Consider the following 8924-nt stretch of genomic DNA (forward strand, 5'->3'; position numbering starts at 1 on the left):
CCGGCGGGACAGTGAATTCCGGCCTGGCGCACCCATGGTCACCCTGCTAACTTCCCGATTCTTCCAGCCGGTGAGGGAGCGTCATGGCAATTGCGTCCTGGTGGGGTGAATCATTGCTGGGTGCCGGTGCGGACCGGCATCCCTGGGTCGTTTCGAGCACTTCGGAATTCAGATCCGAACTGCGGTCCGCGGTGGCCGGACTCGCCAGCACCTTCCGCGACCACGGAATGGGCGAGAACAGTACCGTCCTGCTCCGGATGAGGCCGAGCCTCACGTATCTGCGGGTGCTGCTCGCGCTGTGGAGCCGGGGCGCGCAGGTCGTCCTGGTCGACTTCCGGGCGACCCCCGCCGAGTACGGGCCCCTGGTCGAGCTGGTCCGGCCCCAGTACGTGATCGACTCCGACGAGCACACCGGGCCGGCGACCGGCTTCGAGGAGGAGGTCCCCTTCCGCGTCGCCGTCCGGCCCTCCGGCCGCCCCGCCGCCTCCGACGCCTGCCTCGTGCAGTTCAGCTCCGGTTCCACCGGCCGGCCCAAGGTGATCGGCCGCACCCCCGCCTCGCTCCTCGCCGAACTCGACCGTCACGCCGCCCTGCCGGAGCTGCCCGGCGCCGGCGACCGCGTGGTGCTGCTCAACTCCCTCGTGCACACGATGGGCCTGGTCACCGGCGTCCTGCACGCCCTGCGGCAGGGCGCGACCGTGGTGCTGCCGCCGCTGCCCACGCCCGCCGGGGTGCTGCGGGCGGCCCGGGAGACCGGGGCGATGGCGGTCTACGGGGTGCCGGCCCACTTCGAACTGCTCGCCAGGACCCCCGAGGTGCCCCCGCTGCCCGCGCTCCGGCTCGCCGTCACCGGCGGCGAGCGGCTGCCCGTGGAGGTGTACGAGGAGTTCCACCGCAGGTACGGGGTCCGGATCGGCCAGGTGTACGGCGTGACCGAGACGGGCCTGCTCGCGGCCGGGCTGCACGGGCCGCGCCCGCCGGTGCTGGGCTCCGCGGTGCCCGGCGTCGAGACGAAGATCGTCGGCCAGGAGCTGTACGTGCGCCTGGACCGGTCGCCGTACGTGGGCGAGGACCGGCCCGACCGGTACGCCGACGGGTGGCTGCGCACCTTCGACCGCTTCACCGCGGACGACGTCACCGGCGAGCTGAGCATCCTCGGCCGGCTGGACTCCCTCGTGACCATCGGCGGCCTCAAGGTCGACCTCGCCGAGGTCGAGGCCGTGCTGCGGGCGCACCCCGCGGTCGGGGAGGCGGTGGTGCTCCACCACGAGGCGATCGAGGCGTACGTGGGGGGCGAGGCGGCGCCGGAGACGGGCGAGCTGATCGCCTGGTGCCGGGAGCGGCTGGCCGCCGTCAAGGTCCCCAAGCGCTTCTTCACCGCCCCCGCCCTCCCGCGCAACAAGACCGGGAAGCTGGTCCGCGACCGGGAGGCGCTCCGCGCCGCCCTGTGACCCGACCCGGTTCCGCCCCTGTTCCCACCCGGAGGAGAACGCCAGTGATCAGCAGGACCGAGATCCGGGAGATCCTCTCCCGGAGCCGCTCGTTGGCCCTGACCGACGACGTCGGCGACGACGCGGAGTTCGTCATGGACTCCTTCACCCTGGTCGCCCTCCAGGCGGCGCTGGAGGACCGGTACGGCATCCGGCTCGACCCCCGGTTCGAGGAGCTCCAGACGCTGAGCTCGGTCGACGAGATCCACGCGTACCTGCTCGAACGCTTTCCCGAGCACGTGGCCCGCTGACCTGGCCGCACCCCCTTCCGCCCCTTCCGGGACCGGCGAACGGCCGGTCCGGGGAGGGGCGGCGTGCTAACGTTTTACGCTGTAATGAGATAGCGGAAGGAGGGGAGTGACGTTGCGTGCCAACGAGGCGGCAGAGCCCGCCATCGAGGTCACCGACCTGCGCATGAACTACGGGTCCACGGCCGTCCTGCACGGAGTGGACTTCCGGGTCGCCCGGGGCGAGGTCGTCGCCCTGCTCGGCCCCAACGGCGCGGGCAAGACCACGACCATCGAGATCCTGGAGGGCTTCCGGCTGCGCTCCGCCGGCGAGGTGCGGGTCCTCGGCACCGACCCGGCCCACGGCGACGAGGGGTGGCGGGCCCGCCTGGGAGTGGTCCTCCAGTCCTGGCGGGACCACGCGAAGTGGCCGGTCCGCGAGTTCCTGGCCCACTACGGCTCCCTGTACGCCCCCTACTCCACCGAGCGGACCACCCGTCCGCGCGACGTGGACGAACTCCTCGACGCCGTCGGCCTCGCCGGGCAGGCCGGCCGCCGCGTCGGACAGCTCTCCGGCGGCCAGCGGCGCCGGCTCGACGTGGCGATCGGCATCGTCGGCCGCCCCGAGGTGCTCTTCCTCGACGAGCCGACCGTGGGCTTCGACCCGGAGGCGCGCCAGGAGTTCCACGCGCTGGTGCGCCGGCTCGCCGAGGACGAGGGCACCACGATCCTGCTGACCACCCACGACCTCGACGAGGCCGAGAAGCTGGCCGACCGCATCGTGATCCTGGCCAAGGGGCGGATCGTGGCCGACGCCGTCCCCGAGGAACTGGCCCGCCGGGTGGAGACCGGCGCCGAGGTGCGCTGGGTCCGCGACGGCGAACGGTTCACCGCCACGACCAGGACCCCGACCCGGTTCGTCCGCGACCTGTTCGCCGCCCACGGCGACGGCGTCGACAAGCTGGAGGTCCGCCGGGCCACCCTGGAGGACACCTACCTGGCCATGGTGCACGCCGCCGAGTCCGGCGGCGCCGACACCGGGCTCCCGACGGCGCTCGGCGGCCCCCGGACCGCCGACGAGCGGGTGGCGGAGGTGTCGTCATGAGCGTGACCGCGACCGCGACCGCCGTCCGCAGCGGACTGGCGGCGGGCCGGATCGAGACCCGCCAGTCGCTCGCCAGCGTCCAGGACGTCCTCGGCATGCTGTTCATCCCGGTCGTCCTGCTCGTCGTCGCCCTGCTCCGGCGCGGCTCCGACATCGGCGGCACCGGCTTCTCCCTCGGCTCCACCACCCTGGCCGGCCTGCTCGGCCTGACCCTCGCCTTCAACGGCTTCCAGGCGGTGGCCTTCAACCTGCTGATGGAACGCGAGGACGGCACCCTGCTGCGGGCGAAGGCCGCGCCCAACGGCATGGTCGCCTACCTCGTCGGCAAGATCGTCCACTCGGCGGCGACCACCCTGATCACCACCGCCCTGCTCCTGGTGCCCGGCGTCCTGCTCTTCGACGGGGTGCGCCTGGACGGCGTCGGGGCCTGGCTCACGCTGGCCTGGGTGCTCGTGCTCGGGATGCTCGCGACGATGCCGATCGGCGCCGTCCTGGGCTCGGTGCTCACCAGTCCGCGCAACATCGGCGTCGTCATGTTCCCGCTCCTGGCGCTCTTCGGCATCTCGGGCATTTTCTTCCCGATCACCGAGGCGCCGGAATGGCTCCAGCTGACCGCCCAGGTCTTCCCCGTCTACTGGCTCGGGCTCGGAATGCGCGCCGCATTGCTGCCGGACGAGTTCGCCGCCGTGGAGATCGGGAATTCCTGGCGGTACGTCGAGACGTTCTGCGCACTCGGCGCATGGGCCGCGCTCGGCCTTCTGCTGGCCCCCGTCGTCCTGCGCCGAATGGCGCGCAAGGAATCCGGATCGGCCGTCGAGGAACGCCGTAAAGCGGCCATGCAGTGAAAACCGGAGCGGGGCCTTCACGCCTTTCGGCGGCCCCGCTCCGCGGCCGGCCCCCGAGGGCCGTGCGGTAAGGTCATGGCCGTTCAGTTCCGTACCGTTCGAAAGGATCGTGGTGGTCGTTTTCGCCGGCCAGGGGGATTTCCGACGTTCCCTGGCCCTCCTGTGGCGCACCCCCGGTGAGGCGGCCCCCCGGAGCGGTCCGGGCCCCCGGCCCGGACTGACCGTCGACGCGATCGTGGACGCCGGGATCGCCGTCGCCGACGCCTCCGGGATCTCCGCGGTCTCCATGCGCGAGGTGGGCCGGCGCGTCGGACGGACCGGAATGGCGCTGTACACCTACGTGCCCAGCAAGGACGAACTGGTCGACCTCATGTACGACCGCGCCCTCGCCGAACTGCCCACCGACTACGACCTCGCCGACGGCTGGCGCGCCGCCCTCTCCGCCTGGACCCACGACTACTGGGCCTTCTGCCTGCGCCACCCGTGGACCCTCCAGGTCTCCCAGGCCCGCCCGGTCCTCGGGCCGAACGACAACGCCGTCCTCGAGACCGTCCTGCGGATCCTCTTCGCCACCGGGCTGAGCGCGCGGGTGCTGCGGCGGATCGTCGGGACGCTCATCAACCACGTCCGGGGCGCCGCGCAGACGGTCGTCGACTTCCGCCAGGCGGCCGGCGCCACCGGCGTCTCCGACGAGGACTGGTGGGCCGCCCGCTCCGCGGCCTTCGAGGAGGTCGTGCCCGACTTCGCCGACCGCTTCCCGATGGTCGTCCGGCTCGCCACGGAGGCCGCGACGGCCCCGCCCGACCCGGAGGGGCCCTACCTGGAGCGGGAGGCGACCGAGACCTTCGACGCCGGCCTCGCGGTCCTGCTCGACGGGATCGAGGCCCTCGTCCGCCGCACCGCGCCGGACGCGCCCCGGACGCCGTGAGACCGCGCGGCGCCCGCCGGTCCGGAGCGGTCCGGACCGGCGGGCACCGCGCTCCCGGGCCGTCAGCCCGGCGTCCTCGCCGTCGCGGCCTCGGCCAGGATGGAACTCGTGTGGTACCACGGGTTGCCGGCGGACTCGGAGATCAGGTCGCGGGACTCGGTGTCGTAGAAGCGGCCCAGGTGCAGCGCCGTGTGCTGGACGAACTCCAGCGCGGTGAAGTACTTCCGCATGAACGTCGGCTGGTCGAGCGTGTACTCGGTCACCGTGACGTTCCGGTTCTGCGGGATCTCCCGGGTGAGCAGCCGGACGAGGTTGTCCGTCTTCCGCCGCGTGTAGGCGTCGTCGTCGGCGTCCCGGAACAGCAGGACGCTGTGCCGGCGGTCCGGGTCGGAGAGCGTGGCGACCTCGCTGTGGCAGAACTCGTGGAAGAAGTTCCGGGTCGCCGGCGCCATCGCCATCTCGTTGAAGTGCATCTTGGCCAGCTTCAGCAGGCTCATGTACCACTTCGGCGACGCCAGCATGATGATGTTGGCGTCCTGGGAGCGCAGCGCGGCCGTGCGGGCCAGCTCCTCCAGCGCCGGGGTGAAGTCCCCGGCCAGATGGCCCGTCAGGGCCGCGACCTCCGCCCGGTGGTCGTCCTTGATCAGGCCGAGCCGCGGGAACATGTCGAGCAGGATCGCGAAGTACTGGCCGACGTGGAAGAGCGGGTACTCCCGGTCCGGCGCGCTCAGCTCCCACCGCGCCACCGACACCCCGGCCCGCCGGCCCAGCTCGGCCAGCCGGCCGCCGGAGGTCAGCAGCAGGGTGCGGTGGTAGCGGCCGGCCAGCTGGTGGAAGACCCGCACCGGCTCCTCCGAGTGGCCGCTGTAGGAGCTGAGGACGAACAGCGTCCCCTCGTCCTCGACCACCGACCGCGGGACCAGGTAGGGGAAGTCGTAGTCGTTGAAGACCAGGACCTCCACCCCCGCCCCCGAGGCGTTGAGGAACGTCCCGATCACATCGGAGACGATGGCGGAGCAGCCCATCCCGGAGAAGACGATGCGGTGGAACTGCCCGCTCTCGATGCGCTCGCGCAGTTCGGGGGTGACCTCGGCGAGGGAGTACTCGCCGGACTTGAGGAAGTCGGAGCGGTACCTGGTGCCGAGGAAGTCGGCGTACCGGTCGAGGCGTGCGAACATGAGGGCTCTTCTCTCTCCAACAGGGCGACGGCCGCTACCACATGAACTGGCCGCCGTCGACGATGAGTTTCTGGCCGGTGATGTAGCGGGCCCCGTCGCCGACCAGGAACTCCAGGGCGTCCGCCATCTCCTCGGGCGAGCCGATCCGCCCCTGCGGGATCTCGGCGAGCAGCTCGGCGCGCGCCACCGGATCGGCGACCCGGTACCGGGTGCGCATCTCCTCGGTGTCGATCATCCCCGGGATCAGGCAGTTGACCCTGACGGCCGGGGCCAGCTCCAGCGCGAGGCACTTGGTGAGGTGCAGCAGTCCCGCCTTGCTCGCGCAGTAGTTGACGCCGTTCAGCCGGGGCCGGATCGCGGTGGTCGACCCGACGTTCACGACACTGGCGCCGCCCTCCAGGGCGAGCATGGCGGGGGCGAACGCCTTGGTCAGGTAGAACGGGCCGGACAGGTTGGCGTCGATCACCTGCCGCCAGTCCTCGTCCGCCATCCGCAGGAACGGCCCGTCGATGTTGCGGCCGGCGTTGTTGACCAGGACGCGGGGCGCGCCGTGCTCGGACAGCACCCGCGCGGCGAAGGCGGTCACCGCCTCCGGGTCCGCCACGTCCAGGCGGACGGTCTCGACCCGGTCGCCGAGCTCCTCGGCCAGCAGGTCCGCGGCGGCCTTGTCGGAGCGGTACACCGCGACGACGTGGTGGCCGAGCCGGGCCAGCCGCCGGCTGAGCGCGACCCCGATCCCCTTGGTTCCTCCGGTGACGACAGCGGTGCGGTTCGGCATGGTCCTCTCACCGTCTCCTCGGCGTGTCGGCGGGCGGCCGGACGTACGGATCCCCCGCCCCGGTCATTTCAGGACGACCGGCAGTTCGCGGAAGCGGGTCCACAACGGCATCGGCTCCAGGGCGAGTTCGCCGCGGTCGACGGCGAGCGAGAGGTCCGGGTGCCGCTCGAACAGCACCTGGAGCGCCACCCGGGCCTCCATCCGGGCCAGGTTGGCGCCCAGGCAGAAGTGCACCCCGTGGCCGAAGCCGAGGTGCGGGTTGGGGGAGCGGGTGACGTCGAAGCGCTCCGGATCCTCGAACACCTCCGGGTCCCGGTTGGCGGCCCCGAGCAGCGGCAGCACCGAGCCGCCCGCGGGCACCTTCTGCCCGTGCCACTCGATGTCCTCGACCGCGGTGGCCGGCCGGGTGCCGGTGATCGGCGGCAGATAGCGCGCCACCTCGTCGACCGCCGACCGCCACAGCGCCCCGTCCCCGGGCGCGGCGCGCAGCAGGGCGAGCTGGTCCGGGTGGTCCAGGAGGGCGGCCACCGCGTTCGTGATCAGGTTGTAGGTCGTCTCGTACCCCGCCGTCACCAGGCTGAACACCATGGCCACCAGCTCGGTGTCGTCCAGCCGGTCGCCCGCCTCCTCGGCCTCGATCAGCCCGGTGACGAGGTCGTCGCCGGGCTCGGCCCGCTTGCGGGCGACCAGGCCGCGGGTGACGTCGACGAGGTCGCGCACCTGCTCCTCCCAGTCCTCCCGGGAGCCGCTGAAACCGCTCATCAGCGCCGTGACGCCCTGCTGGAAGCGGACGCGGTCCCGCCCGTCGACCCCGACCAGGTCGGCGATGACCGTGTACGTCACGGGGAGCGCGAAGTCCTGTCGCAGGTCGATCGGGCCGCCGGTCCGGTCCCGGCCGAGCTCGTCCAGACGCCGTCCGGCGAGCACCCGGACCTGCTCGCCGAGGCGTTCGACGCGCTTGGGCGTGAAGGGGGCGGCCACCAGGGACCGCAGCCGGCGGTGCTCGTCGCCGTCCTTCATGTCCAGGGCGGAGCTGACCAGGCGGATGTGCTCGGGGACCTCCACGCCGGGCGGGGCCCCGTACGGGGACCGCAGCAGACGGGGGTCGGTGAGCATCGCCTTGCAGTCCGCGTAGCGGGAGACCACCCAGACGTCCTGGGCGAAGGCGCCGAAGTCCAGCCGGACCCGCCCCAGCGGGGCGTTCTCCCGCAGCCAGGTGTAGTGGGCGGCCGGATCGGCGGCGAACTCCGCGCTCCCCATGACGATCGGCGGGGTGACGGGGGTCGGGGTGACGGTCATGCGGGTGCTCTCCTCCAGGTGCGGGGGTGCGCGGCACGGGCGGACCGGAGGCGTGCCCGCGGGGGCGCCCCTCCGGTCGGCCGGCTCAGCTCAGGAACTCGGAGATCGGGGTGCCGCGCAGCGACTCGCGCAGGAACTTGTTGTGGCCCGCGCGGTCCTCGCCGCTGACGAGGACCGCGCCCCACCGGTCGAGCGGGATGCTGCCGCCGTACTCCTCCACCCGGTCGGTGTCCGGGTAGACCCGCACGCTGGTCGGGGCATAGCGGGTGGCGAAGCCCATCCGGTGGCTCTTCGCCGTCACGTTGGGCAGCGAGGCGTGCATCAGGGTCGACCAGAAGATCACGCACTGGCCGCGCTCCATCACCAGGTCGAAGGCGTCCTCCTCGGACGGCTTCCAGTCCGGGTCGATCTGGAGCTCGCGGTAGTCGTAGCCGAAGAAGCCGCGCGGGACGCCGTCCTTGACCCGGGAGTTGATCTTCGCGGTGTCGTAGGTCATCCGCTTGGTCTCGTCGTAGTTCATCCGGTGGTGCGAGCCGGGGATGACCTGGAGGCAGCCGTTCTCCCGGGTGGCGTCGGTGAACGCCGTCCACACCGTGAGCGTGCCCTTGCCGAACTCGGTCTCGGTCTCGCCGGGCCACAGGATCTGCGGCTTGCCGCTGGCGTTGGCGAAGGTGTCCGCCTGGTGCCAGTCGGTGCCCTCGTCACCGGGGTACTTCGGGAAGAACTCCGTGCGCCAGCACAGCACGTCGGGCCCGAGGATGGACGCGACCCGATCGGTGATCTTCCGGTTGCACACGTGCCTCATGAGCAGGTCGACGTCGAGGTGGCGGTCGTAGTTCGCGATGTTGGTCGCGCCGGACATCGCCTCGTCGACCGGGTAGGCCGCGTGCGAGCGGTCGAGGACCTCACGGCGGGCCTGGCGCCACAGCGCGTCCATCTCTTCCGGGGTGTAGATCGTCAGCGGCCCGATGTAGCCGTTCTCGTGGAAGGACTCGAGCTCGGTCTCCGAGAGCTGCCACTGCGTGTCAAGTGTCATTCTGGATTCTCTCCGGATGCGTCCTCGAATTGCTGGCG

At 72.0% G+C, this 8924-nt stretch carries 9 protein-coding genes; 5 read left to right on the top strand and 4 right to left on the bottom strand.

Annotated features, from left to right (window positions below; translation table 11 throughout):
* Window positions 1–83: 83 nt before the first annotated feature.
* The 5 genes from AB0E83_RS15420 to AB0E83_RS15440 all read left to right on the top strand — a co-directional run bounded on the left by AB0E83_RS15420 (window position 84) and on the right by AB0E83_RS15440 (window position 4595).
* A complete protein-coding gene (locus AB0E83_RS15420) occupies window positions 84–1451 on the top strand; it encodes a class I adenylate-forming enzyme family protein (RefSeq protein ID WP_362110687.1) in 1368 nt (455 codons plus the stop codon).
* A gap of 44 nt (window positions 1452–1495) precedes the next feature.
* On the top strand, window positions 1496–1741 hold the full coding sequence (locus AB0E83_RS15425) for an acyl carrier protein (RefSeq protein WP_362110689.1): 246 nt from the start codon (window positions 1496–1498) through the stop codon (window positions 1739–1741).
* A 163-nt stretch (window positions 1742–1904) separates the two neighbouring features.
* Window positions 1905–2822: an ABC transporter ATP-binding protein gene (locus tag AB0E83_RS15430; protein ID WP_362110741.1), complete on the top strand. Its 918-nt coding sequence runs from the start codon at window positions 1905–1907 to the stop codon at window positions 2820–2822.
* Window positions 2819–3667 (top strand): ABC transporter permease, encoded by an 849-nt coding sequence (locus tag AB0E83_RS15435; RefSeq protein WP_362110692.1) that lies wholly within the window; start codon window positions 2819–2821, stop codon window positions 3665–3667. Before AB0E83_RS15430 ends, AB0E83_RS15435 begins: the two co-directional genes overlap by 4 nt.
* A 112-nt stretch (window positions 3668–3779) precedes the next feature.
* On the top strand, window positions 3780–4595 hold the full coding sequence (locus AB0E83_RS15440) for a TetR/AcrR family transcriptional regulator (RefSeq protein ID WP_362110744.1): 816 nt from the start codon (window positions 3780–3782) through the stop codon (window positions 4593–4595).
* A 62-nt stretch (window positions 4596–4657) separates the two neighbouring features.
* On the opposite strand, the gene AB0E83_RS15445 is transcribed toward AB0E83_RS15440, so the two are convergent.
* The 4 genes from AB0E83_RS15445 to AB0E83_RS15460 all read right to left on the bottom strand — a co-directional run bounded on the left by AB0E83_RS15445 (window position 4658) and on the right by AB0E83_RS15460 (window position 8886).
* Window positions 4658–5773: an SIS domain-containing protein gene (locus AB0E83_RS15445; protein WP_362110695.1), complete on the bottom strand. Its 1116-nt coding sequence runs from the start codon at window positions 5771–5773 to the stop codon at window positions 4658–4660.
* Between the two features lie 34 nt (window positions 5774–5807).
* The gene (locus tag AB0E83_RS15450) at window positions 5808–6551 is read right to left on the bottom strand and encodes a glucose 1-dehydrogenase (RefSeq protein ID WP_362110698.1); all 744 of its coding nucleotides are present in this window, start codon (window positions 6549–6551) and stop codon (window positions 5808–5810) included.
* A 63-nt stretch (window positions 6552–6614) separates the two neighbouring features.
* Window positions 6615–7850, bottom strand: a complete 1236-nt coding sequence (locus AB0E83_RS15455; protein ID WP_362110701.1) for a cytochrome P450 — start codon at window positions 7848–7850, stop codon at window positions 6615–6617.
* A gap of 85 nt (window positions 7851–7935) precedes the next feature.
* Window positions 7936–8886: a chlorinating enzyme gene (locus AB0E83_RS15460; RefSeq protein ID WP_362110704.1), complete on the bottom strand. Its 951-nt coding sequence runs from the start codon at window positions 8884–8886 to the stop codon at window positions 7936–7938.
* Window positions 8887–8924: the final 38 nt, after the last annotated feature.

It is taken from the genome of Streptomyces sp. NPDC035033 (genome assembly GCF_040636735.1).
Taxonomy (GTDB): domain Bacteria; phylum Actinomycetota; class Actinomycetes; order Streptomycetales; family Streptomycetaceae; genus Streptomyces.

Coding starts and splice junctions, on each gene's coding strand:
- AB0E83_RS15420 (WP_362110687.1), top strand. CDS start 84: ATGGCAATTGCGTCCTGGTGGGGTGAATCATTGCTGGGTGCCGGTGCG.
- AB0E83_RS15430 (WP_362110741.1), top strand. CDS start 1,905: ATGAACTACGGGTCCACGGCCGTCCTGCACGGAGTGGACTTCCGGGTC.
- AB0E83_RS15435 (WP_362110692.1), top strand. CDS start 2,819: ATGAGCGTGACCGCGACCGCGACCGCCGTCCGCAGCGGACTGGCGGCG.
- AB0E83_RS15445 (WP_362110695.1), bottom strand. CDS start 5,773: ATGTTCGCACGCCTCGACCGGTACGCCGACTTCCTCGGCACCAGGTAC.
- AB0E83_RS15450 (WP_362110698.1), bottom strand. CDS start 6,551: ATGCCGAACCGCACCGCTGTCGTCACCGGAGGAACCAAGGGGATCGGG.
- AB0E83_RS15455 (WP_362110701.1), bottom strand. CDS start 7,850: ATGACCGTCACCCCGACCCCCGTCACCCCGCCGATCGTCATGGGGAGC.
- AB0E83_RS15460 (WP_362110704.1), bottom strand. CDS start 8,886: ATGACACTTGACACGCAGTGGCAGCTCTCGGAGACCGAGCTCGAGTCC.